This window comes from Longimicrobium sp. (assembly GCF_036388275.1).
GTDB lineage: Bacteria > Gemmatimonadota > Gemmatimonadetes > Longimicrobiales > Longimicrobiaceae > Longimicrobium.
Map to the genome: position 1 here is coordinate 1 of NZ_DASVSF010000008.1, position 23,918 is coordinate 23,918.

The window sequence follows — 23,918 nt, forward strand, 5'->3', positions numbered from 1 at the left end:
GGTCCTTGTAGGTCTGCGCCAGCGTGCAGATCTGCTTCAGCACCGTGCCGGCCTCGCCCTGCTTGGCGTTCTTCGACACCGCGTTGAACTTGGGGATGGCGATGGCGGCCAGGATGCCGATGATGACCACGACGATCATCAATTCGATCAGGGTGAAGCCCTTGTTGTTGCGGACGTTGCGCATGGGGGTGCTCCTGCTGGGTTGGTTGGGCGCTTCAGCACTGATGCCGTGCTGCTGGCACGGAGTAAGGCAACGGCCGTACCACCTGCCCGGCATTCTGCAAGTCGTTGCCAGAGGCGTGTTTGCGTCTCTTGCGGCGCTGCCGCGCGCCGTCGAGGCGCGGCAAAGTGCTGGATTTCGTGCAGAATGCTTGCGGGCGCGCGGATGCTGTCCGGTGCTCCGGCGCGGACCGCCCGGACCGTAACGTATCCCCCGCCCGCCACACCTCGGGAATGTCCTCAAAAACGCGTCGCACTCGTGGCGGGTGGCGGTTAGGACTTCCGGCCTTCACCTCCCTACATTCTGGACAGCGGTGGACGTGATGGTTTCCGGGCGGTGGATGGAGGTGGGGCATGGAGGTACGGAGAGGTGGGTACACGATGGTGGAATTGCTGGCCGTGCTGTGCATCGTGGGCCTGGCGTGCGCGATGGGAGTGCCGAGGCTGGACGGGATGCTCGCGCGGATGAGGGTGCGGAGCGCCGCGAACCTCGTGGCGGGCGACCTGGCCCTGGTGCGCATGCTGGCCGTGCGCGAAGGCCACACCGCCGTGCTGGTGCTGGAGCCTTCCGCCGACTGCCAGGTGCGCTTCCGCGGCCGGCGGGCCGGGTTCCGGTACCGGGTGCACAGCCAGCCCCACCCCGCCGGCCCGTCGCGTGTCGTCGACCTTCGCCTCGCGGGTGGGCGCGTGTGCATGGAAATGAACGGGCTCGACTCGCTGGCGGTGAACTCGCGCGGGCTGCCGCGCGGGTTCAACAACCGCACCGTGTGGGTGCACGAGCGGACGTACGCCGACAGCCTCTTCCTTTCGGTCGCGGGACGGGTGCGGCGGAGCCGGTAGCGGCCGCGCGGAGCCGGAAAAGTTTTCCGGCCACCGCAGGTTCTTCGGGTCGAGGCCGGGTGGCAGGGAGGCTGAAACGGCGCCGTTTCAGGGTTTCGGATTGGGCACGGATGTTACGTGGGGTGTCAGCATGATTTGCGCACACCACATCCGCCGCGGCGGTCGCGCGGGCTTCACGCTCCTCGAGCTCATGGTGGTCCTGCTCCTGATGGGGCTGGTCCTGGCCATGGCCGGGCCCAGGTTCACCGCGACCATCCGGTACTTCACGGCCCGGAGCGCCACCTCGCACGTGCTCGCCGACCTGGCGCTGGCCCGCACGCAGGCCGTGCGTGAAGGCAACACCGCGTCGTTCCGTCTCGTCACCCCGTCACAGTACATGGTGACGGTCGATGCTCCGAACGGGACCGTGGCGCGGGTCGTCAAGAACGTCACGCTCGAGGGCACCGCCCGCGGCGTGGCGGTCACCGCCCCGGCCGGAGCACGCATCGCCTTCGACTCGCGTGGCATGCGCCGCACCGGGGCCGGCCTGGGAGACAATCTCGTCATCACCCGCCAGGGCGGGCTGACGGACGTCATAACCGTTACCATCGTGGGAAGAGTGATCCGTGACTAGTGATCCGGCAGGCACCCGGCCGCGGGCCGACGCGGGGTTCAGCCTTGTAGAGGTCCTGGTGGCCATGGTCATCCTGGCCGTCGGCCTGCTGGGCGTCGAGGCCATGGCCATCGGCGCCAGCCGCCAGATCGGCATGGCCAATCGCACCACCCAGTACACCCTGATCGCTACGCAGGAGCTGGAAACCGGGCTCAAGACAGTACGGGCGGGAGGACAGCCCCAGGCCAAGCGCTACGCCCTGGATGGGGGCGGCAGCGTGGACGTGGTCGCCAACCCCCAGGTGCAGCCCGATGCCGGTACGATGTGGCAGATCACCGTAACCGTGACCCCGCCGTCCGGGGACCACCTTCGCCTGCAACCCGTCACCGTCCTTGGCCGTGCGCTCACTCCCCTCAACAACTGACCGGGCCCGTGCCCGCGGCGGCTTCACGCTCGCCGAGCTGATGATCTCGCTGGTCATCGGCGGCATCCTGGTGGCCGTCGTGCTCCAGTTCGTGAGCGGCCAGACCCGCACCGCCGCGGCGCAGAGCGCGCGCGAACAGGTGCAGCAGAACGCGCGCGGAGCGCTGGAAATCGTGGGAAGCGACCTTCGCGGCGCCATCTCGGACGGGCTGCTCCGGGCAGACGCGCAGCGGCTGGATTTCATGCTCCCCCGCAGGTGGGGCGTGGTCTGCAGCACAGCCGGCGCGAACACCACCACGGCGCTCTTCCCGGTCATCGCCGGCGCCGACCCCTTCCCAACGGGGGAGGGCGCCGGCCTGATCGTGTATCGAGGCAACGCCTGGCTTCCCGCGGTGCCCGCGCTCGCCACCGTCACCGCCACCGCGCCGGCCCCGCTCGGGACCTGCCCCGGCGCGGCAGGGAACGTCGAGGCGGTCACGCTGACGGGCGCGGGACATCCGCTGACCGCGGCCGCGGGCGACCGGATCGCCGTGTACCAGCTGGTCCGCTACGACGTGGGTGTCTCGCAGGGGGAGCGGTGGATCCGCCGCAGCGACGGCAGCGGGACCGGGAACAGCGACATGCAGCCTCTGGCCGGCCCCGTCGATGACCAGTTCGTCGGGTTCGAGTACCTCAGCGGCAATCCCCCCGTCTCGATCGGTGTCGCCCCCGGCCTGGCCGCCGCGGCCAGCAACATCGAGATGATCCGGTTCCGTGTGCGCACCGTCAGCGTACCCCGGCCCGGTGGGAGCCAGCAGGTAGAAGAAGACTCCGTCACCGTCCAGATCCGCAACTAAAGGCCATGCCGATGATGCTCCCGAACCTGGCGCCCGCCCGCAATCGCCGCGGCGCCGCACTGCCGGTGGCGCTGATGGGGCTGGTGGCGGTGTCGCTGCTGGTCACCGCCGCCCTCTTCACCTCGTCCACCGAGTTCGCCATCAGCGCGGCCCACCGCACCGGTGCCGCGTCGCTCTTCGACGCCGACGCGGCGCTGGAGCAGTACGTGGCCGACCGGCTGGGAGCCGGCCGGGGTATGGCCCCTACCCTCGCCGGCGCCGTCCAGGGGCCGGGCGGGGCGGCGTACACGGTCCAGGTCGACCGGATGTCGGACGCCAGGAACACGGACTCAGACCCCATGACGCGCACCGAGATCTTTTCGCTGCTGGTTCAGCCGGCGAACGGGCGTGGCCGGGGGGTGGGGGCGTTCATCGCCGCGAAGCGCTCGGCCAAGCCGCTGCGCACCTCCATCAACTCGGGGGCAACCTCGGGAGGCGCGATCAAGATCAGCGGCAGCTCGGTCATCAGCAACGGCAGTAACGACAGCAACTACTGCGGCGCCGCCGACAACGAGGCCGACTTCGCGGTGCAGGTCACGTCCGACGCCTGCCCCCCCGGAACCACGAACTGCATCGATGCCGGCGACAAGAACCTCGACGGGGCGAAAGGCACCACCAGCTTCACCAAGGCCGAACTCGCCGAGCGCCTGCTCGGGCCCGGGGTCACCCTGCGCTCGCTGGCCGAGAACGCCGGCATCAAGTTCGGCGCAATGTGGGACTCGCCGAACTATTCCCACAACACGCGCGCGAACTCCAACAGCTCCACTCCGCGCAAGTACAACTGGGGGTGCCCCGCCGCCCTGGGCGTCACCTGCCCCAGCACGGCCGCCGCGGATCTCCACATGGTGGTGGCCATCGACGCCAGCGGCCTGGCCGACAAGACGGTGGTGATCAACGGCGACTACGGCCAGGGAATCATCGTCATCCTCAACGGCCATCTCAGGATCCAGGGCAACTTCGTCTTCAAGGGAATCCTGCTGGTGGAAGGCGACATGGACATCAAGGGCGGGTCCGGGGGCGAGGACGCCAAGATCGAGGGCTCGGTGGTGGCCTTCGGCGCCAACAGCGCCGTCGCCGACAACGTCAGCGGCAACGCCACCATCCGCTACAACACCTGCGGGATCAAGGACGCCGAGCGGGCCATGAACAACTCCGCGCTCGACAACGCGCCGCAGGCCCGGTCCGGCGGAACATTCTCCTGGTACGAACTGATACGGTAAACGCCGCAGTGGCACGGGGTAGGGCGGGCATGTGCCGTATGTCTTGACGGCGGCGCATGCCCGCACTAACGTATGCACGGCCTTCCTTGACCACATTCCACCCGCCTCACTGAGCCGCGGCACCTTGCGGCGCCGGTGTTCCCGCACGAAAGACACGGGTACATGGTTTCGTTCCTGCGCCGCAACAAGAGCACGGTCGGGCTCGACATCGGCAGCGGCTTCATCAAGGTGGCCGTGGTCGACCATTCCGGCGCCGAGCCCGAGCTCACCCACGTGTCGCACACCCCCCTGATCGCCGACGCGATCGTGGAGGGCGAGGTCATGGACCCGCAGATCGTGGTGGAAACGGTGCGGTCGCTCATGGAGTCGGCGGCGGTGAAGCCCCGGCGCCTGGTGTCGTCGGTGGGCGGGCGCGACGTGATGGTCAAGAAAATCCAGATGGACCGGATGAAGGAGACCGACGCGCGCGAGGTCATTCGCTGGGAGGCCGAGCAGTACGTGCCCTTCGACATGGCCAACGTGCAGCTGGACTTTCAGATCCTGGACCCGCTGGACGACGGCCTGCAGATGAGCGTGCTGCTGGTGGCCGCCAAGCGCGAGGTGGTGGACCAGCGGGTGGGGCTGCTTCGCGACGCGGGGCTGCTCCCCCAGGTGGTGGACGTGGACTCGTTCGCCCTTCACAACGCCTTCGAGTACAACTACCCCGAGGCCATGGAGGGGGTGGCGGCGCTGGTGAACGTGGGCCACGAGATCGCCACCGTGAACGTGCTGCAGGAGGGCGCCCTGGTGCTTACCCGCGACGTGCCCTTCGGCTCGCGGCGGCTGCGCGAGGACATGCGCCGCATGCACGGGCTGACGGTGGACGAGGCCGACGCGGTGCTGCAGGGCCGCTCGCCCCGTGCCGGCGAGTTCCAGGACCTGCTGAAGCAGGGCGCGGAAGACCTGGCCGTGGGGGTGGAGCGCGCGCTGGCCTTCCTGGGCGGCGAGGCGGCGGGCCCCGGACGCGTGTACGTGTGCGGCGGCGGCGCCCGCATTCCCGGGCTGGTCGACGTGCTGGCGTCGCGGCTGCGCGCGCGCACCGAGGTGGCCACGCCGCTGCAGCGCCTGAAGGTGCGCCCGGGGGTCACCGCGTTCTTTCCGGTCGACGAGCTCGCGCCCATGCTGATGCTGTCCGTGGGGCTCGCCCTTCGCGCCGCCGCCTGAGGCCCGCGCCCATGACGGCCCTTTTGCCCGAGACGCGCACGTGATCGAGATCAACCTTCTTCCCGGCGGGGCGCAGAAGCGCCCGACGGCCGCCCGCCGCCCCGGGGCCGGCGTGGCGCTGCCCCGGCTGGGGGGCGACCCGCGGATCGCGGGGCTGGGCGGCGCGGCCGTCCTGCTGCTGGCCCTGTCCACCTTCTGGTTCTGGACCTCGGGGCAGAAGATCGCTTCGCTGGAAGCCCAGGTGAACCGCGAGGTGCAGGACTCGGTGCGGCTGGAGCGCTCGATCGCCCTGATGAAGACGCTCGACACGCGCAAGGACACCATCGACCAGAAGATCGAGGTGATCCGCGAGGTCGACGTGCGCCGCTACGTGTGGCCGCACCTGATGGACGAGGTGAGCCGCGCCACGCCGCCCTTCATGTGGCTGACCAAGATGGCCGTGCTGGAGGACGAGGGCGCCGATGCCGCGCCCGCGCCCGCGCCCGCGCCGGCCGCGGCCCCGGCCGACACCGCCAAGGCGCGCGCGGACTCGGTCGCCAGGGCGTCGGCCCAGGCGGCGGTGGCCGCGGGGCCCTCGTTCAACGTCGAGGGGAACGCGGGCTCCACCCAGGCGCTCACGCGGTTCATGCGCAACCTCGAGGCGTCGCCCATGATCCGCGACGTGGCGCTGATCACCAGCGAGCAGATCGACTTCCAGGGGCGCAGCGTGCTCAAGTTTTCTCTCGAGGCCCGCTGGGAGCAGCCCGACCCGTCGCTGGTCGAGACGGTACCCCTTCTCAACGCCCGGTGACGCGCATGGCGCTTCCCCCGCTGGACCCCCAGCAGAAGAAGAACCTGATGTATGGCGGGGTGTTCCTGGCCCTGATCGCCTTCGGGTTCTACGACCGGCTGTACACGCCGCGCAGCGCCCGCATCGGACAGATGCAGGCCCGGCTCGAGGCGCTGGAAACGGTCAACTCGCGCAGCCGCGCCCTCACGCGCGGCGCCGAGGGGCAGATCGACCAGCAGCTCGTGCTGTACCGGCAGCAGCTGGAATTGGCCGAGGGGCTGATCCCCTCCGCCGAAGAGGTGCCCAACCTGCTCGACGCCATCTCGGCCGAGGCGCAGCGGGCGGGGGTGCGCATTCACCTGATCCAGCCGGTGAGCGCCACCGAGGAAAATTTCTTCACCCGCCGCGTGTACGACATGGCGGTGACCGGCGGCTACCACCAGATCGGCGAGTTCCTGACGCGGGTGGCCTCGCTGCCGCGCATCGTGACGCCCACCAACCTGACGGTGGCCCCGGTCGCCGAGGCCGGCGCCGCGTCCGGCGCGGCGCCGGCGGGGCGCACGGCGGAGCTGGAAGCCCGTTTTTCCATCGAGACCTACGTGATCCCCACCGCTGCGGCCGACGATGACGCGAGCGCCTGAACGAGCCTTCCGCGCGGCGCTTGCCGCCCTGGTGCTCGCCGCCGCGGGCGTCGCCGCCCAGCAGGCGGCGGTGGCGCCCGGCGACAGCACGGCCGCGGTGTCGCTTCCCGAGGCCGAGGTGTACCGCCGCGAGGTGTTCCGCTATCCGGCGGCGGGGCGCCCCGACCCCTTCCTGCCGCTGCTGAGCGGCGACGACATGGGGGTCCGTGCGCAGGACCTGCGCCTGCTGGGCATCGTGTACAGCGCCAACCCGCGCCAGTCGGTGGCGGTGTTCGCGCTTCCCGACAGCACGCAGCGGGTGCGCCTGCGCGTGGGGCAGCGGCTGGGCGCCATCACCGTGGTGGGCATCCATCCCCGCCGGGTGGACGTGCGCGAAGAAGAGATGGGGGTAAGCCGGGTGTATTCGATGGAGGTGCCGCGCGCCGGCCGGCCGGCCCCGCCCCCCACGTCGGCCCCGGTACCGGCCGCACCGGCCCAGGCGGCTCCGCCGCCGCCGGCGCCCGCCGCACGCAGGCCATAGGAGATTCTGACCATGAGGCGACCAATGATCGTGCGCAAAGCGTGGATGGCGCTGCTGCTGGTGCCGGCGCTGCTGGCCCTTGCCCCCCTCCCCGCGCCCCCCGCTATGGACGGCAGCGTGGCCGCCCTGCGCCTGGAGGGGCGCGACGGGCGCACCGAGCTGACGGTGGACATCGCCGGCGGCACGGTCACGTGGAGCGACTTCGCCCTCGCGGGGCCCCCGCGGGTGGTGGTCGACATCCAGAACGCGCGGCTGGGGCTGCCCTCCAACCGCTACGAGGGGCTGGACCGCGGCGGCGTGCGCGGGGTGCGCACCAGCCAGCACTCGGAAGACGTGGTGCGGCTGGTGCTGGACCTGGACCGCGAAACCCGGTACACGGTGGAGCAGGTGGCCGGCGGGCTGCGCGTGTCGCTGCAGTCGGGCGCCGCGGCCTTCCAGCCGTGGAGCAGCGGGGCTGCTTCCGCCTCGCGGCAGGCGTCGGCGCGCACGACGCCGGCCCCGCGCCCCGCGGCGCAGCAGCCTCCGCAGGGGCGCCGGATCACGGTGAGCTTCCAGAACACCGAGATGCGCGACGTGCTGGCCACCTTCGCCGAGTTCTCGGGGCGCTCCATCATCGCGGGCACCGACGTTTCGGGGATCGTGGTGGACGGGGTGTCGTTCACCAACCAGCCGTGGGACGTGGCGCTGCGCACCATGCTGCAGGCCTACGGGCTGGCGGCCGAGGAGCTTTCGGGGGGCATCATCCGCGTGGACCAGGTGGCCAACCTGGCCGCGCGCGCCCAGGCCGAGCCCCTGGTCACGCGCCCCTTCCGCGTGAACTACGTGAACGCGGGCGACCTGGCCGGGACGTTCGAGAATTTGCAGACCGAGCGCGGCAGCCTTTCGGCCGACACGGCCACCAACACCCTGATCGTTACCGACGTGGCGCGGGTGGTCGCCGACATCGAGGCGCTGCTCACCACCCTCGACGTGCCGGTGGCGCAGGTGGCCATCGAGGCCAAGATCATCTTCGTCGACCGCACGCAGCTGGAGGCGCTGGGAATCCGCTACGACCTCAAGGACTTCCAGGGCAACAGCTTCGGTGGTATTATCGAGAGCCCCCTCTACGATCCCGACACCGGCCAGCCGACGGGTGAAAGCACCCCCAACGACCGGTTCGTCCTGGGCGGTCCGTCCATCGGCGCCGTGGGCAACGCCGCGTCGGAGGTGGAGGACGCCACCCTCGACGTGGCGATCTCGCTGCTGCTGGCCAACCGCTTTTCGCTGGTGGCGCTCGTGAGCGCGCTGCAGGAAACGCGCATCGCCGACGTCGAGGCCATGCCGCAGATCACCACGCTGAACAACCGCACCGCCCGCATCTTCGTGGGCGAGGAGATCACCTTCCTCACCGCGTCGGCGGGGGCGGGCGCCGGGGGCGGAGGCATCACCCTGCAGCCGGTGCAGGTAGAGGCGGGGATCGAGCTCGAGGTGACGCCGCACATCACGGCCGACGGCCGGGTGCGGATGTCGCTGCGGGCCGAGAACTCCAACCCGACCGAGACCTCCAACAACCTGCTGAACGTGTCGCGCCAGCAGGCCGAGAACGAGGTGCTGGTAGGCGACGGCGAAACCGTCGTCATCGGCGGGCTGACGGTGACGCGCGTCACCGACACCCGCCGCGGCATTCCGTTCCTGATGGACCTGCCCATCGTGGGTGGGCTGTTCCGCGTGACCAACCGGTCGGAGCGCAAGCAGGACCTGCTGATTCTCGTCACCCCGCACATCGTCCGCCAGGATCGCTGACGGACGGGTCTTTTCGTATCCAACAACGCAGTACCTACCATGAAATTCCTCCGCAGCAGGGCCGCCGTCGCGGCGGCCCTGGCCCTGGCCGCGCTGCTCTCGGCGTGCACGGGCGACAACCCCTGGAATGGGGGCACCGGCCCCGGCCCCGGACAGACGACCCAGGACAAGGCCGCGCCTACCGTCGACGTGGTTCTTCCCGACGCGCAGACGCCGGCGGTGAACGCGGGCGACTCGCTGTTCGTGCGGGCGCGCGTGCGCGACGACCGGGCCGTGGTGAAGGTGACCTTCGAGGCGTACGCCGTGCGGGGGCGCCCCGAGCTGGGCACGGACACCGCCGTCGCGCGGTTCGTCGGCAAGGACGTGGACCTGAGCAAGACGGGCAGGGCGGTGACCGACACCACCATCGACCGCTTCCTCCTGGCCACCCCCGACACCCTGCGAGAGAACGGGATCTTCGTGGTGGTGACCGCCACGGACTCGGCGGGCAACAAGTCGGCGGACACCACGCGGATCAACATCATCCGCCAGGTGGTGGTGCCCACGGTGGACATCCTGTCGCCGACGCCTGCCTCGGCCCCCGTGAACCTGGGCGATTCGCTCCTGGTCACGGCCCGGGTCGGCGACGACCGGCGGCTGGCGCGGGTTACGTTCTCCGCCTTCTCGGTCCGGGGCGACCCGGCGCTGGGCACGGCGGTGGTGGTGCCCCGGTACTTGGCGACGGAGGTGAGCATGCCGGGCACCGGCCCGGCCGTTCGCGACACCACGATCAGCCGCTACCTGCGCGCTACCCCCGACACCGCGCGTGAATCGGGCGTGTACGTGGTGGTGACCGCCGCCGACTCGTCGGGCTACACCACCGCCGACACGGTCCGCATCACCATCGGCGGGCAGGGGGCGGCACCCCTGGTCACCGTGCTGGCCCCGGCGGCGAACGGAACGGTGAACCTGGGCGAGCCGCTGCTGGTGCGCGCCCGCGTGCGCGACGACCGGCGCCTGGCGCGGGTGAGCTTCGAGGCGTTCTCGGTGCGCGGCAACGCGGCCCAGGGCACGGCCACGCTCGTTCCCCGGTACGAGGCGCGCGAGGCCGACCTGCTCGAGGGCGGCCGCGTGGTGACCGACACCACCGTAGAGCGGCTGCTCCCCGCCACCCCCGACACCGCCCGCGAATCGGGGGTGCTGGTGGTGGTCACGGCGGTGGATACGTCCGGCTACACGAGTGCCGACACGGTGAGGTTCACCATCGCCGGCAACGGGGCCGCGCCGCTGGTGGACGTGCTTTCGCCGGCTCCGGGCGCAACGGTTCTCCTTCACGACTCGCTCGTGGTGCGCGCCCGGGTGCGCGACGACCGGCGCCTGGCGCGGGTAACCTTCTCGGCCTTCTCGATCCGGGGAGACGCGGCGCAGGGCACGGCCGTGGTCGTGCCCCGCTATGCCACGCGAGAGGTGGACCTTGCGTCCTCGGGGCGCGCGGTAACCGACACCACCCTTCAGCGGGTGCTGACGGCCACCTCCGACACGGCGCGCGAGTCTGGCGTGTACGTGGTGGTGACCGCCGTGGACAGCACGGGCTACTCCCGTTCCGACACGGTGCGGATCAACATCGGCGGCCCGTCCGCGGCGCCGTCGGTGGACATCGTTCTCCCGGACGCGCGCACCGGCACCATCGCGGTGGGCGACTCGGTGTTCGTCCGGGCGCGCGTGCGCGACGACCGCCGCCTGGCGCAGGTGGTGTTCGAGGGCTTCTCCGTACGCGGCAGCGTGGCGCTGGGCACCGACACCACGGTGGAGCGGTACGTCAGCAAAACGGTGAACCTGGCAGGCGGTTCGCGGGTGGTCACCGACACGATCCTCGACCGCTTCCTCCTGGCGGCACCCGACACCGCGCGCGAATCGGGAGTGATGATCGTGGTGACCGCCACCGACTCGGCGGGGCTTTCCACGGCGGACACGGCGCTCGTTTCCATCGGCGGGCCGCGGGTGCAGGTGTCGATTCCGGCCGGGCAGGACCCGCGCGGCGGGGCCGAGCTGCGCATCCGGGTGCTGGCCGAAGACTCGCGCGACCTCATCACCTCGGTGCGGGTGCGCGGGTCGGGCGTGTTCGCCTTCGACACCACGTTCTCGCTGCCCACGCCCCGGCCTAGCGTCGACACCCTGCTGGTGATCGACATTCCGCTGCTGGCGGCGGACGGTACGCTGCAGATCGACGCCAGCACCGTTTCGGGGGCGCTCCAGGCGGGCACCGCGGTTCCCGTGCAGGTGCAGGTGCGCGCGGCCGAGGTGGACCGCATCCGGCCGCGGACCACGTTCCAGACCAACGTCCGCGCCACCGTGGAGCAAGCCGACTCGTTCGAAGTGACGGTGACGGGGGTCGACGAGACGCGGGTAGACTCGGTGGGCGTGACCGTGCTGGCCATCCGCCGCGGCACCGGCGCGCCCGACACCCTGCGGGTGTACCGGGGCGCCGGGCCCGTAACGACGGGCACCTTCCGCTTCCAATTCTCCGACCTGGGGCTGAGCCCGCTCGACACCGCCAGCGTGGACCTGGAGGTGACCGCCTGGTCCAAGGACTCCAGCGGCAACTGCGGCGCGGCGGTCACGCCCAACACGCCGCAGCAGCTGGACTGCCTCGCCGGCCCCGGCGGGGTGGTGATCACCAGCATCAGCGGCCGGGTGGTGCCCGTGTTCATCGCCCGGGGCACGACGGTGCGCCGCCCGAACGGGAACGACGTGATCCCGGACCTGGTGGCCGACGGCAGCTACGTGTACCTGTCGAACTTCACCCGGAACCGCGTGGAGCTGCTGCCGCTGGGCGCTGCCTCGTACTCCGGATCGGTGAACGTGGGCGCGCAGCCCTGGGGCGTGGCCCTGGGGCGCAACGCCGATTCGCTATACGTGGCGAACAGCGGCGGCACCAACATCTCGGTGATCGCGCTGGACGGATCGCTGGCGGAGGACAGGCGCATCCTCACCCGGAACGAGCGGCTGTTCGGGGTGGATTTCTCGACGACCACCGCGGCGGTCCAGTCGGTTACCCTCTTCGACTACAGCGACCGGCCCCAGTTCCTGACGCAGGCTTCGAACGGCCTGCTGGTGTACAGCACCAAGCCCACGGCCGCGGCCAAGGACGGCACCGTTCGCCTGTACGACGAGCGCAAGCTGCGGTCGGAGGTGTTCACCGGCTACGTCGAGAAGACGACGGCCGGGCGGGCGACCGTCGTGAATGCCGACTCGGCGTTCCATCTGCCCCCGTCCAGCATCATCGTGTGCCCGCGCCGCCGCTTCGGCGACACGCAGGACCCGGAGTGCATTGCCGGCGACCTGGTGACGGTGTCGGACTCGCTTCGCACGCTGCGGTCGCTTCCGGCGAATCCGTCGGGAGGCAAGTACGACGCACGCCTCGACATCGGGGCGGACATCGAGGACGTGGGCTTTGCCGACACCACGTTCGTGGCGGCGAGCGTCGACCGGCGCTTCGTGGCCGTGGGCGAGGGCGCCCGGGTCAATGCGCGGATCCCCATGTTCGAGGCGCTGGGTGACTCGCTCGTGCTGCGGGGCGACGTGCGCGACCTGATCGCCAACTCGGCCGAGCGGGTGATCGGGCTGGGGCTGAACCGCGACGGTTCGCTGGGGGTGGCGCGCGGCAACGAGGCGTACTACTTCACCCCCGACCTGCGCAGGCAGGGGGCCGTGGCCAGCGGATCTCCGACGGGCGGCGTAGCCATGCACCCGCAAAGTGCCGACTACACCACCTCCCGAAGCGCCCTGAGCTTCGTGTCGGGGCTCGACGGGGCGGGCCGACCGTACGTGGACGTGATCGACGCGTACCACTTCCGCCTGGTCAAGCGGGTGTACACGCGCGACCCGGTGGTGGGTGCCCTGGTGGTGGCGCCCCGGGCGGCCGGCGACCCGGCCGAGGTCAGCCTGCGCCTGTACGCCCTTACCTCGGGCGGCGTGCTGGGGCTGACGCTCACCTACGCCGACCTGGGCCAGTCGCCGCCCTGACGGGCGGCGGTCACGGAAAAACGAAGGGCCTGGCTTCAGCCAGGCCCTTCGTCGTCCGCGGAGCCGCCGTTGCGGCCGGCCCAGAACCTTCGCACGCCTTCGTCCCACTGGCGCCCGCCCGGCCCCGGCGCTTTATTTACCGCATGCCGACCTTTCGCTTCGTTACGGCCGGCGAGTCGCACGGCCCCGCGCTGACCGCGGTGGTCGAGGGCGCGCCCGCCGGCCTCGCCCTTTCCGCCGACGACCTCGACCGCGAGCTTCGCCGCCGCCAGGGCGGGTACGGCCGCGGCGGGCGCATGCGCATCGAGTCTGACCGCGCCGAGATCCTGTCCGGGGTGCGCCACGGGCAGACGCTGGGCTCTCCCATCACGCTGCTGGTGAGGAACCGCGACTGGGCCAACTGGACGGACGCCATGTCCCCGGCCCCGTCCGCCGCCGAGGGTGACGACGAAGCGATGCGGCGCGTGTTCTTTCCGCGGCCGGGCCACGCGGATCTCGTCGGCGCGCTCAAGTACGACCGCACCGACGCCCGCGACATCCTGGAGCGGGCCAGTGCCCGCGAGACGGCGGCGCGCGTGGCTGCGGGCACCGTCGCCCGGCGGATGCTGGCCGAGCTGGGGATCACCGTCGGCAGCCACGTGGCCTCGCTGGGGGGCATCGTGGCCGCGGCGCCGGCCGAGCTGCCCGCCGACCTGAACGCCGCGTCCGACCCCTCCCCCGTCCGCTGCCTGGACCCGGAGGCGGAGGGGGCCATGATCGAAGCCATCGACGCCGCCAAGCGCGCGGGCGACACGCTGGGCGGCGTCGTCGAGGTGGTCGCGCGGGGGGTGCCGGCGGGGCTGGGGTCGCACGTGTCGTGGGACCGCAAGCTCGACGGCCGGCTGGCGCACGCGCTGATGTCCATCCAGGCCATCAAGGGCGTGGAGATCGGCCTGGGGTTCGATGGGTCGATGCGGCCGGGGTCGCGCGTGCACGACGCCATCGTGGCCCAGCCCGGGAACCCGCGGGGCGGGGGATTCGGCCGCGCGAGCAACAACGCGGGCGGGCTGGAGGGCGGCATCACCACGGGCCAGCCCCTCGTCGTCCGCGCGGCGATGAAGCCCATCTCCACGCTCATGCAGCCGCTGGCGACGGTAGACCTGCGCACCGGCGAGATCGCCGAGGCGGTGCGCGAGCGGTCGGACGTGGTCGCCGTCCCCGCCGCGGGGGTGGTGGCCGAGGCGATGGTGTGCATCGTCCTGGCGGGAGCCGTGCTGGAGCAGTTCGGCGGCGACACCATGGCCGACCTGCGGCGCAACTTCGACGGGTACGTGCAGCGCATCGCCGCGCGGGGCGCGTTTGGCTGACGGTTCCGTCCGGCGCGTCGTCCTGGTGGGGATGATGGCGTCGGGCAAGTCGGCCGTGGGGGCGGAGCTGGCGCGGCGGCTGGACTGGACGCACGTGGACCTGGACCGCGAGATCGAGGCCTTCGCCGGCCGGCGGATCCCCGACATCTTCGCCGCGGACGGCGAGGCGGCGTTCCGGGCGATGGAGGCCCAGGCGACGGAGCGGATCGCCGGGCGCGAGTCCATCGTCCTCTCCCCCGGCGGCGGATGGGTCACCCAGCCCGCCCTGCTGGACGCGCTGGGCCTGGGGACACTTTCCGTCTGGCTCCGCGTCTCGCCCGAAGAGGCGGTGCGGCGCGCGGCCGGGGCGCCGGGGGAACGCCCCTTGCTCGCCGGGGCAGATCCGCTGGCCGCTGTACAGCGGCTCCTGTCGGCGCGGGAAGCGCTCTACGCCCGGGCAGACCTGCATCTCGACACCGACGCGCGCGCCGTCGGCTCCATCGTGGACGACATCGAACGGCACATCCGCTCCCTCCAGGTGAGCGGAACTCCTTCTCGTTAGATCATGGCGGTCAAGAAAGACAAACGGCTGGTGGTGGTCGAGTCGCCGACCAAGGCGAAGACGATTCGCAACTTCCTCCCCTCGGGGTACGTGGTTGCGGCGTCGATGGGCCACGTCCGCGACCTTCCCGAGTCGGCCGCGGAAATCCCCACCAAGTTCAAGGGGCAGGAGTGGGCGCGCCTGGGGGTGAACGTCGACGACGGCTTCGAGCCGCTGTACGTGGTCCCCGCCGGGAAGCGGAAGATCGTCGCCGAGCTCAAGGCGCTGCTGAAGGACGCGGGCGAGCTGATCGTGGCGACCGACGAAGACCGCGAGGGCGAGAGCATCGGCTGGCACCTGGTGCAGGTGCTGGATCCCAAGGTGCCCGTCTCGCGCATCGTCTTCCACGAGATCACCCCCGAGGCCATCCGCGAAGCGATCCGCAAGCCGAGGCAGATCGACGAGCACCTGGTGCGCGCGCAGGAAACGCGGCGCATCCTCGACCGGCTGGTGGGCTACACCGTCAGCCCGCTGCTGTGGAAGAAGATCTCCAGCGGCCTAAGCGCCGGGCGCGTGCAGTCCGTCGCCGTGCGTCTTCTCGTCCAGCGTGAGCGCGAGCGGCGCGCCTTCCGGTCGGCCACCTACTGGGACCTCAAGGCGACGCTGCTGCGCGGCATCACCCCCTTCACCGCCGTGCTCGCGGCGGTGGGCGGCAAGCGGGTGGCGTCGGGGCGCGACTTCGACGAGAACACCGGCCGGCTCAAGACCGCCGACGTCGTCCTGCTGGGCGGGGACGAGGCGCGCGCGCTGCAGGAGCGGCTGAGGACGTCGGACTGGCGGGTGGCGGAGACGGACGAGAAGCCCTCCATCCGCCGCCCCTATCCGCCGTTCACCACCTCGACGCTGCAGCAGGAGGCCAACCGCAAGCTGCGGCTTTCCGCCCGCGACACCATGCGGATCGCGCAGCGGCTGTACGAGGAGGGCTACATCACGTACATGCGGACGGACTCGGTGCACCTGTCCGACCAGGCGATGAAGGCGTCGCGCAGCCGCATCGCCCAGTTGTACGGCGACAACTACCTGAGCCCGCAGCCGCGCCAGTTCACGACGAAGAGCAAGGGCGCGCAGGAGGCCCACGAGGCCATCCGGCCGGCCGGTACGGAGATGAAGACGGTCGAGGAGCTGCGGCTGAGCGGGGTGGAGGGCGCGCTGTACGAGCTGATCTGGAAGCGCACCGTCGCCAGCCAGATGGCCGACGCGCGGCTGACCTACCTGACGGCGCAGATCGAGGCCGACGGGGCCACCTTCCGCGCATCGGGCAAGCGCATCGATTTTCCCGGCTTCTTCCGCGCCTACGTGGAAGGGTCCGACGATCCCGACGCGGCGCTGGAAGACCGCGACGAGCCGCTGCCGCCGCTGGCGCGCGGCGACGCGCTGGGGCTGCGCACCCTGGAGGCGCTGAGCCACGCGACGCAGCCGCCGGCCCGCTACACCGAGGCGTCGCTGGTCAAGCAGCTGGAGGCCGAGGGCATCGGCCGGCCCAGCACCTACGCCAGCATCATCGGCACCATCATCGACCGGGGCTACGTGGACCGGGTGACCAACCAGCTGGTGCCCACCTTCACGGCGTTCGCGGTGACGGGGCTGCTGGAGCGGAACTTTCCCTCGCTGGTCGACACGCGCTTCACCGCGCGGATGGAAGAGGAGCTCGACGAGATCGCCGAGGGCACGGCCGAGTGGCTTCCCTATCTCCAGCACTTCTTCCTGGGGGAAGAGGGACTGAACGAGACGGTGAAGCGCGGCCAGGAGGCGATCGATCCGCGCGAGGCGTCGACGGTGATCCTGGAGGGCGCGCCGGGCCGCGTGCGCATCGGCCGCTTCGGCCCGTTCGTGGAGATGGGGACGGAGGGCGACACGATGACCGCGTCGCTTCCGGACGGCATCGCCCCGGCGGACCTGACGGACGAGCAGATGGAGCAGCTGGTTCGCGCCAAGGCCGAGGGGCCGGACGTGCTGGGGATGGACCCGGCCAGCGGCAAGCCGGTGATGATGCTGCAGGGCCGCTTTGGACCGTACGTGCAGTTGGGCGAGGCCGCGGAGGGGAGCAAGGAGAAGCCCAAGCGAGCGTCGCTGCCCAAGGGATTGAACCCCGCGGACCTGTCGCTGGAGTTCGCGCTGAAGCTCCTTTCTCTGCCGCGGACCCTGGGGCTGCACCCGGACACGGGCAAGGAGATCCAGGCCAGCGTGGGCCGCTTCGGACCGTTCGTGGTGCACGAGGGCGACTTCCGCTCGCTGGCCAAGCAGGACGACGTCTACACGGTGGACCTCGCCCGCGCGGTGGAATTGCTCAGCCAGCCCAAGGGCGGGCGCGGGCAGCGCGCGGCGGTGGAGCCGCTCAAGACCGTGGGCCCGCACCCCAAGGACGGCGAGCCCATCCTGCTCTTCGAGGGGCGCTACGGGCCGTACGTGAAGCACGGCGGAGTGAACGCGTCGCTGCCCAAGGGGGTAGGACCGGATGAGCTGACGGTGGAGCAGGCCGTCACCCTCCTGGCGGAACGCGCCGCGGCGGGGCCGCCGGCCAAGAAGGGCGCGCGCCGCGGGGCGCCGGCGCGGAAGACGGCCGGGAAGACCGCGACGAAGACCGCCGCGAAGTCTGCATCCAGGCCGGCGGCGAAGTCGGCCAGGGCGGCGGAGACGGGGCGGAAGACGACGGCGTCCAAGACGGCCAAGTCGGCGCGCAGTGCGGCGGCGAAGAGCACCGCGCGTACGGCGGCCAAGACGGTGGGTCGCACGGGGGCGAAGAAGCCCGGGACTGGGAAGTAGAAGGCGGTCGCGTCGCATTTCGGCGCCGCGCGATCCGCCCTCCCCCGCGTCCGGCGCGCGGGGGAGGGCGGATGCGTTTGACGGGTGATCGCCGGCTGTCATCCTGAGGCCCAGGCGCGCCGGGCCGGGCCGTGCACAGGACCGCGCGGCCGAAGGATCTAGCGTGGGGCACGAACCAGCCGAGGCGCGGCAGCGGTCACCGTAGCCGAGGCCCCGGCTGCCGTGGGGCCCTCACCCGTCCTCGCCTAGGCTCGTCCACCCTCTCCCACAAACAGCGTGGGAGAGGGGGTACACTTCAGGCTTTGGGTGCGGCGGCGGTCGAAGAGCGCGCCCACGCCCCCGTCCGGGCGGTTGAAACCGCGGCTGGAACGTCACGAAGTCCGCCTTCGCGGACTGCACGCGAAGTCGGGTGCGCGAGGCCAGCCGCCGTGCGATTCAGGTCTCCCCCTCCCCTGCGCAGCGGGGGACGGGGGACGGAGGGAGGGGGCTGCCGCGGCCTGAGCGGCAGCCAGCCCTGCCCGGCACGATGTTCCCCCCTCTCCCGGCGCAGTTTGCCGGGGGAGGGGCCGGGGGAGGGGCCCGCCCGAGGAATGCGACGGGTCCAAGTCGCGTGGGGAGTCCGAGGTCCAAGGCTCCGTGCCGCTGTCGCGCCCAGGCTGGGAAGTGGCGCCGGGCTAGATCCTTCGGCCCGCGTGGAACGGTGTGCGGGCGAGTGTGGTGCGCCTGGGCCTCAGGATGACAAGCTCGTCGCTGCGCTGGCATTTGGGTGGCGCGCCGGACTGGCTCCCTTCCCCCACGCAGTTTGTGGGGGAAGGGTTGGGGATGGGGGGCGCCGGGGCATGCGACACGGCCCGGCTCATCAGGTTCTGAAGTTCTTTCAACGTTGAGGGGATATACGATGGCGGAGGTAACGGTAGTCGGCGGCGGGCTTTCGGGGTCGGAGGCGGCGTACCAGCTCGCCGAGCGCGGGCACGACGTCACCCTGTACGAGATGCGCCCGGTGCGCGGCACCCCCGCGCACAACACCGAGCTGCTGGGCGAGATCGTCTGCTCCAACACCTTCAAGTCCGAAGACCCCCAGAACGCGCACGGACTGCTGAAGCTGGAGATGGACGCGCTCGGCATCGGCGGCTCGCTGCTGCTGGCCTGCGCCCGCGAATCGCGCATCCCCGGCGGCACCGCGCTCACCGTGGATCGCACCGAGTTCGCGGGGCGGATGACGGCGGCCATCGAGGCGCATCCCCGCATCCGCGTAGTGCGCGAAGAGATGCAGGCGCTTCCCGATGGCCCCGCCATCGTGGCCACCGGCCCGCTGACCTCCGACGCGCTGTCCCAGTCCATCCGCGGCTCGCTGGGCGACCAGGGGCTGGCGTTCTTCGACGCCATCGCCCCCGTGGTCAGCGCCGAGTCGCTGGACATGGACAAGCTCTTCTACGCCTCGCGCTGGGGGAAGGGCGGTGACGAGGACTACCTGAACGCGCCGATGGACCGCGAGCAGTACGAGGCGTTCATCCAGGCGCTGAACACCGGTGAGCCCTACGCGGGGCACGACTGGGAGAACGTGCCGTACTTCGAGGGGTGCCTGCCCATCGAGGTGATGGCCGGCCGCGGCGTCGACACGCTGCGCTTCGGGCCCATGAAGCCCGTGGGGCTGCCGGTGCCGTGGAACGATGGCAAGTGGGCGCACGCCGTCATCCAGCTGCGGCGCGAAGACCGGGCGGGGAACATGTGGAACCTGGTGGGCTTCCAGACCCGCCTGAAGATCCCGGAGCAGAAGCGCATCTTCCACACGATCCCGGGGCTGGAGAACGCCGAGTTCCTGCGCTGGGGCTCCATCCACCGCAACACGTACCTGAACTCGCCCGCGTGCCTGTCGCCGCACGGCTCGTTGCGCGACCGCCCCGAGCTGATCTTCGCCGGGCAGATCACCGGGGTGGAGGGCTACACCGAGTCCACCGCCGTGGGCATCCTGGCGGCCGCCAACCTGGACCGCGTGGTCCGCGGGCTGGAGCCGGCGGTTCCGCCCCCGACGACGATGATGGGCGGGCTGATGCGCTACCTGCGCGAGAGCGATCCCAAGCACTTCGCGCCGATGAACAGCAACTTCGGCCTGCTGGACCCGCTGGACGTGGTGGTCAAGAAGAAGGAATTGAAGCGCGAAAAGCTGGTGGAGCGCGCCCGCGCCGACTTCGCCGCGTGGATGGAGACGAACGGCATCACCGGCGGAGTAGAGGCGGCGGCGGCGCGATGACGGACCGCGCGGACGCCGAGGCCCGGCGGGGGGGCGAGCTCGACGAGTTCCTTCGCTACGTGGCGCACGAGCGCGGCCTCTCGCCCCAGACGGTGCGGGCGTACGCGGACGACCTGCGCGAGTTCGGCGAGTTCCTGGACCGCTACTACGGTGCGCCCGAGTGGTCGTGGGGCGGGGTGGACCGCTTGGCGATCCGCTCGTGGATGGGCGACTGCGCCACCCGCCGCGGCCTGTCGCGCACCAGCATCGCGCGAAAGGTTTCGTCCGTCCGCTCGCTGTACCGCTTTCTTCACGTGGAGGGGCGGGTGGACGCCAACCCGGCCCGCGCGGTCCGCACCCCCAAGCGCGAGCGGCACCTTCCCGGGTTCCTGACGCGCGACCAGATGGACGGGCTCTTCGAGACCGCGCAGATGCGCGCGGAGACGGGCGGGTTCCACGGGCTGCGCAACCTGGCGATCGTGGAGCTGTTCTACTCGGCCGGGCTGCGCCTGTCGGAGCTGCAGGGGCTGAACGTGCCTGACGTGGACCTGGTCAGCGACCGGGTGCGGGTGATGGGCAAAGGGCGCAAGGAGCGCATCGTCCCTGTGGGACGCGTGGCGCTGCGGGCGATACGCGGGTACATCGGCGCGCGCGAGCAGGTGATCGCGGGAGCCACGCGGCCGGAGGGGCGGGCGATGTTCGTGGGGCAGACGGGCAAGCGCCTGTCGGTGCGGCAGATCCAGAACATCGTGGGCGAGTTCCTGCGCGGCGTCGCGGGCGAGACGGGGCTTTCCACGCACTCGCTGCGGCACAGCTTCGCCACGCACCTGCTGGACGCGGGCGCCGACCTCATGGCGGTGAAGGAGCTGCTGGGGCACGCCAGCCTGAGCACCACGCAGATCTACACGCACACGTCCAAGGAGCGGTTGAAGGCGGTGTACCGGAAGGCGCACCCGCGGGCGTAGCAGAGGCCCCGGCCCTGCATGGGAGTCTATGTTCGGAGGAGCGCTCCAGAGCCTGTCATCCTGAGCCCCAAGCGCGCCGAACCGGCCGCAAACCGGACCCCGCGGGCGAAGGATCTAGCCGCGGGCACGTACAAGCCGGGGCGCGGCAGCGGTCAGGGATGCCGAGGCCTCGGCTGCCGTGGGCCCTCACCCGGCCGCGCTGACACGCGTGCCACCCTCTCCCACAAACAGCGTGGGAGAGGGGGTACACTTCGGGCCTGGGTGTGGGCAGGCAGGCCCGGTGCTCGGGCAGGCGCCCCCCAACCCCAACCCTTCCCCCGCAAACTGCGCGGGGGAAGGGAGCCAGTCGGGTGCGCGAGGCCAGCCGGAGTGCAGTTCAGGTCTCCCCCTCCCCTGCGCAGCGGGGGACGGGGGCCGGGGGGAGGGGGCTGCCGCGGCATGAGCGATCGCCCGTCGAATCTCGATCGAAGTTCCCCCCTCTCCCGGCGCAGTTTGCCGGGGGAGGGGCCGGGGGAGGGGCCCGCCCGAGGAATGCGCTGGGCCCAGGTCACGCGCCCGTCCGAGGCCCAAGGCCCCATGCCGCTGTCGCGCCCAAGTCGAGAAGTGGCGCCTGGCTAGATCCTTCGGCCCGCGGGGAGTGGTGTGCGGGCGAGCACGGCGCGCCTGGGCCTCAGGATGACAGGCTGTGGGGCGCAGGCGCGGCCCAGCCCCCTCCGGCACGGCGTTCTCCCCTCTCCCGGCGCAGTTTGCCGGGGGAGGGGCCCCAAAGGTTGCGTAACCCCTGAAACCGCGCGACCTTGTGCGGGCGGACGCAGCCGGTCCGCCTTGAAACGACGTTCACGGCACGTACTCCGTCTTTCGTACCGGTTTTTGGAGATATGGCAATCCCCACGTTCCACGCCACCACCATCCTGGCCGTTCGCCGCGACGGCAAGATCGCGCTGGGCGGCGACGGCCAGGTGACCATGGGCGACGTCATCGCCAAGTCGTCGGCCACCAAGGTGCGCAAGCTCAAGGACGGCAAGGTGCTGGCGGGCTTCGCCGGCTCCGTGGCCGACGCGTTCACCCTGTTCGAGAAGTTCGAGGAAAAGCTGGAGCGTTACCCCGGCAACCTTTCCCGCGCGGCGGTGGAGCTGGCCAAGGACTGGCGCAGCGACCGCTACCTGCGCCGGCTCGAGGCGCTGCTGGCCGTGGCCGACCGCGAGAACCTGTACATGCTCAGCGGTACCGGCGACGTCATCGCCCCCGACGACGACATCGTGGCCATCGGCTCGGGCGGAAGCTACGCCCTGGCCGCGGCGCGCGCGCTCAAGGAGCACTCGTCGCTCCCCGCCCCCGAGATCGTGCGCAAGGCGCTGGAGATCGCGGGCGAAATCTGCATCTACACCAACACCAACATCACCGTGCTGGAGCTGGACTGACGGCGCGCTGGGAACTGAATAGGATGTCGACGAACGAAACCGAGGTGAAGCCCGCGGAGGGCGAGGCCCAGGAGCCGCTCTGGCTGGACGAGATGACGCCCCGCCAGATCGTCGCCGAGCTCGACAAGTACATCGTGGGGCAGAACGCGGCCAAGAAGTCGGTGGCTATCGCGCTTCGCAACCGCTGGCGCCGCCAGCGCGTGGCCGAGGACCTGCGCGAGGAGATCGCCCCCAACAACATCATCATGATCGGCCCCACGGGCGTGGGAAAGACCGAGATCGCCCGGCGCCTGGCCCGGCTGGCCGGCGCGCCGTTCGTGAAGGTCGAGGCGTCCAAGTTCACCGAGGTGGGCTACGTGGGCCGCGACGTGGAGTCGATGGTGCGCGACCTGGTGGACGTGGCCGTGAACATGGTGAGGACCGAGCGCGAGGACGAGGTGCAGGACGAGGCCGAGAAGCGGGTGGAAGACCGCCTGCTGGACCTGCTGATCCCCCCCGCCGAGTCGCAGACCGCTCCCGCCGCCGGCGCGCCCGCCGGTGACGGCGACAAGAAGGAGCGCGTGTGGTTCGCCACGCCCGCTGGCCAGGCGGAGCCGGTGGAGGACGTGGCCGGCCGCGAACGGCGCGAGCGCACCCGCGAGAAGTTCCGCCAGCTGCTGCGCGACGGCAAGCTGGAGGAGCGCGAGGTGGAGGTGGAGGTCAGCCAGAGCATGCCCGTGGAGAACATGATGATTCCCATGGGTGGCGGCATGGATGGCGGCGGCATGGACGGCAACCTGATGGACATGCTGCAGGATTGGCTTCCCAAGAAGACCAAGCGCCGCCGGGTGAGCGTGGCCGAGGCGCGCCGCATTCTGCTGCAGGACGAGCTCGACAAGCTCGTGAACATGGACGAGGTGGTGAACGAGTCGCTCGACCGCGTGGAAGACATGGGGATCATCTTCCTGGACGAGATCGACAAGATCGCCGGCGAGCGCGGCGCGGCGGGCGGGCCCGACGTGTCGCGCGAGGGAGTGCAGCGCGACCTGCTTCCCATCGTCGAGGGCTCCACGGTGCAGACCAAGTACGGGATGGTGCGCACCGACCACGTGCTGTTCATCGCCGCGGGCGCCTTTCACGTCAGCAAGCCGTCGGACCTGATCCCCGAGCTGCAGGGCCGCTTTCCCATCCGGGTGGAGCTGAGCAGCCTGACGCAGGACGACTTCGTCCGCATCCTGCAGGAGCCCAAGAACGCCCTGGTGTCGCAGTACCGCGCGCTGGCCGCGGCCGACGGGGCGGAGCTGGTGTTCACCGACGACGGCGTGCGCGAGGTGGCGCGCACCGCGGCGCAGCTGAACGAGCGGATGGAGAACATCGGCGCGCGGCGGCTTCACACCGTGCTCACCACGCTGCTGGAAGACGTGATGTTCGACCTTCCCGACATGGCCGAAAAGCACATCGTTGTGGATGCCGAGCGTGTCCGCAACCGCCTGAAGGACATCGTCGAGGACGAGGACCTGCGCAAGTACATCCTCTAGCGTGCCC

Annotated in this window: 19 protein-coding genes; 18 read left to right on the top strand and 1 reads right to left on the bottom strand. The window is 71.0% G+C overall.

Features of this window, described 5'->3' with window-relative positions; all coding sequences use genetic code 11:
- Positions 1-184, bottom strand: a 184-nt coding sequence (locus VF632_RS02620) for a type II secretion system protein (protein WP_331021285.1), incomplete at its 3' end; no start/stop codon positions are given.
- A gap of 389 nt (positions 185-573) precedes the next feature.
- Between VF632_RS02620 and VF632_RS02625 the strand changes: the two genes are divergently transcribed.
- The 18 genes from VF632_RS02625 (at position 574) to hslU (ending at position 23,911) form a co-directional block, all read left to right on the top strand.
- Positions 574-1,059 (top strand): hypothetical protein, encoded by a 486-nt coding sequence (locus VF632_RS02625; RefSeq protein WP_331021286.1) that lies wholly within the window; start codon positions 574-576, stop codon positions 1,057-1,059.
- A gap of 130 nt (positions 1,060-1,189) precedes the next feature.
- Complete coding sequence (locus tag VF632_RS02630) at positions 1,190-1,672, top strand: GspH/FimT family pseudopilin (RefSeq protein WP_331021287.1); 483 nt, start codon at positions 1,190-1,192, stop codon at positions 1,670-1,672.
- On the top strand, positions 1,665-2,075 hold the full coding sequence (locus tag VF632_RS02635; protein ID WP_331021288.1) for a type IV pilus modification PilV family protein: 411 nt from the start codon (positions 1,665-1,667) through the stop codon (positions 2,073-2,075). Before VF632_RS02630 ends, VF632_RS02635 begins: the two co-directional genes overlap by 8 nt.
- Positions 2,050-2,910 (top strand): PilW family protein, encoded by an 861-nt coding sequence (locus tag VF632_RS02640; RefSeq protein WP_331021289.1) that lies wholly within the window; start codon positions 2,050-2,052, stop codon positions 2,908-2,910. Before VF632_RS02635 ends, VF632_RS02640 begins: the two co-directional genes overlap by 26 nt.
- An 11-nt stretch (positions 2,911-2,921) precedes the next feature.
- Positions 2,922-4,169: a pilus assembly PilX N-terminal domain-containing protein gene (locus VF632_RS02645; RefSeq protein ID WP_331021290.1), complete on the top strand. Its 1,248-nt coding sequence runs from the start codon at positions 2,922-2,924 to the stop codon at positions 4,167-4,169.
- A 162-nt stretch (positions 4,170-4,331) separates the two neighbouring features.
- Positions 4,332-5,372 carry a type IV pilus assembly protein PilM gene (gene pilM, locus VF632_RS02650; RefSeq protein ID WP_331021291.1) on the top strand — a complete coding sequence of 347 codons (1,041 nt, stop codon included), beginning with the start codon at positions 4,332-4,334 and terminating at the stop codon, positions 5,370-5,372.
- A gap of 40 nt (positions 5,373-5,412) precedes the next feature.
- Entirely contained in the window at positions 5,413-6,162 is a 750-nt protein-coding gene (locus VF632_RS02655) for a PilN domain-containing protein (RefSeq protein WP_331021292.1), read from the top strand.
- Between the two features lie 5 nt (positions 6,163-6,167).
- Entirely contained in the window at positions 6,168-6,782 is a 615-nt protein-coding gene (locus VF632_RS02660; RefSeq protein ID WP_331021293.1) for a type 4a pilus biogenesis protein PilO, read from the top strand.
- Positions 6,766-7,302: a hypothetical protein gene (locus VF632_RS02665; protein WP_331021294.1), complete on the top strand. Its 537-nt coding sequence runs from the start codon at positions 6,766-6,768 to the stop codon at positions 7,300-7,302. The genes VF632_RS02660 and VF632_RS02665 overlap by 17 nt, the downstream gene beginning before the upstream one ends.
- A gap of 24 nt (positions 7,303-7,326) precedes the next feature.
- A complete protein-coding gene (locus VF632_RS02670) occupies positions 7,327-9,084 on the top strand; it encodes an AMIN domain-containing protein (RefSeq protein ID WP_331021295.1) in 1,758 nt (585 codons plus the stop codon).
- A gap of 39 nt (positions 9,085-9,123) precedes the next feature.
- Complete coding sequence (locus VF632_RS02675; RefSeq protein WP_331021296.1) at positions 9,124-13,089, top strand: hypothetical protein; 3,966 nt, start codon at positions 9,124-9,126, stop codon at positions 13,087-13,089.
- 143 nt (positions 13,090-13,232) lie between these two features.
- Entirely contained in the window at positions 13,233-14,435 is a 1,203-nt protein-coding gene (gene aroC / locus VF632_RS02680) for a chorismate synthase (protein WP_331021297.1), read from the top strand.
- On the top strand, positions 14,428-14,976 hold the full coding sequence (locus VF632_RS02685; protein WP_331021298.1) for a shikimate kinase: 549 nt from the start codon (positions 14,428-14,430) through the stop codon (positions 14,974-14,976). Before aroC ends, VF632_RS02685 begins: the two co-directional genes overlap by 8 nt.
- 3 nt (positions 14,977-14,979) lie before the next feature.
- Positions 14,980-17,778, top strand: a complete 2,799-nt coding sequence (topA, locus tag VF632_RS02690; protein WP_331021299.1) for a type I DNA topoisomerase — start codon at positions 14,980-14,982, stop codon at positions 17,776-17,778.
- Positions 17,779-18,676: 898 nt separating this feature from the next.
- Positions 18,677-20,029 (top strand): methylenetetrahydrofolate--tRNA-(uracil(54)-C(5))-methyltransferase (FADH(2)-oxidizing) TrmFO, encoded by a 1,353-nt coding sequence (gene trmFO, locus VF632_RS02695; protein WP_331021300.1) that lies wholly within the window; start codon positions 18,677-18,679, stop codon positions 20,027-20,029.
- Complete coding sequence (locus VF632_RS02700) at positions 20,026-20,973, top strand: tyrosine recombinase XerC (RefSeq protein WP_331021301.1); 948 nt, start codon at positions 20,026-20,028, stop codon at positions 20,971-20,973. Before trmFO ends, VF632_RS02700 begins: the two co-directional genes overlap by 4 nt.
- An 878-nt stretch (positions 20,974-21,851) precedes the next feature.
- A complete protein-coding gene (gene hslV, locus VF632_RS02705; protein WP_331021302.1) occupies positions 21,852-22,394 on the top strand; it encodes an ATP-dependent protease subunit HslV in 543 nt (180 codons plus the stop codon).
- Positions 22,395-22,486: 92 nt separating this feature from the next.
- Positions 22,487-23,911, top strand: a complete 1,425-nt coding sequence (gene hslU, locus VF632_RS02710) for an ATP-dependent protease ATPase subunit HslU (protein ID WP_349263963.1) — start codon at positions 22,487-22,489, stop codon at positions 23,909-23,911.
- Positions 23,912-23,918 lie beyond the last annotated feature (7 nt).

Coding starts and splice junctions, on each gene's coding strand:
- VF632_RS02630 (WP_331021287.1), top strand. CDS start 1,190: ATGATTTGCGCACACCACATCCGCCGCGGCGGTCGCGCGGGCTTCACG.
- trmFO (WP_331021300.1), top strand. CDS start 18,677: ATGGCGGAGGTAACGGTAGTCGGCGGCGGGCTTTCGGGGTCGGAGGCG.
- topA (WP_331021299.1), top strand. CDS start 14,980: ATGGCGGTCAAGAAAGACAAACGGCTGGTGGTGGTCGAGTCGCCGACC.
- VF632_RS02665 (WP_331021294.1), top strand. CDS start 6,766: ATGACGCGAGCGCCTGAACGAGCCTTCCGCGCGGCGCTTGCCGCCCTG.
- VF632_RS02660 (WP_331021293.1), top strand. CDS start 6,168: ATGGCGCTTCCCCCGCTGGACCCCCAGCAGAAGAAGAACCTGATGTAT.
- hslU (WP_349263963.1), top strand. CDS start 22,487: ATGACGCCCCGCCAGATCGTCGCCGAGCTCGACAAGTACATCGTGGGG.
- VF632_RS02625 (WP_331021286.1), top strand. CDS start 574: ATGGAGGTACGGAGAGGTGGGTACACGATGGTGGAATTGCTGGCCGTG.
- VF632_RS02700 (WP_331021301.1), top strand. CDS start 20,026: ATGACGGACCGCGCGGACGCCGAGGCCCGGCGGGGGGGCGAGCTCGAC.
- hslV (WP_331021302.1), top strand. CDS start 21,852: ATGGCAATCCCCACGTTCCACGCCACCACCATCCTGGCCGTTCGCCGC.
- pilM (WP_331021291.1), top strand. CDS start 4,332: ATGGTTTCGTTCCTGCGCCGCAACAAGAGCACGGTCGGGCTCGACATC.
- aroC (WP_331021297.1), top strand. CDS start 13,233: ATGCCGACCTTTCGCTTCGTTACGGCCGGCGAGTCGCACGGCCCCGCG.
- VF632_RS02670 (WP_331021295.1), top strand. CDS start 7,327: ATGATCGTGCGCAAAGCGTGGATGGCGCTGCTGCTGGTGCCGGCGCTG.
- VF632_RS02675 (WP_331021296.1), top strand. CDS start 9,124: ATGAAATTCCTCCGCAGCAGGGCCGCCGTCGCGGCGGCCCTGGCCCTG.
- VF632_RS02645 (WP_331021290.1), top strand. CDS start 2,922: ATGATGCTCCCGAACCTGGCGCCCGCCCGCAATCGCCGCGGCGCCGCA.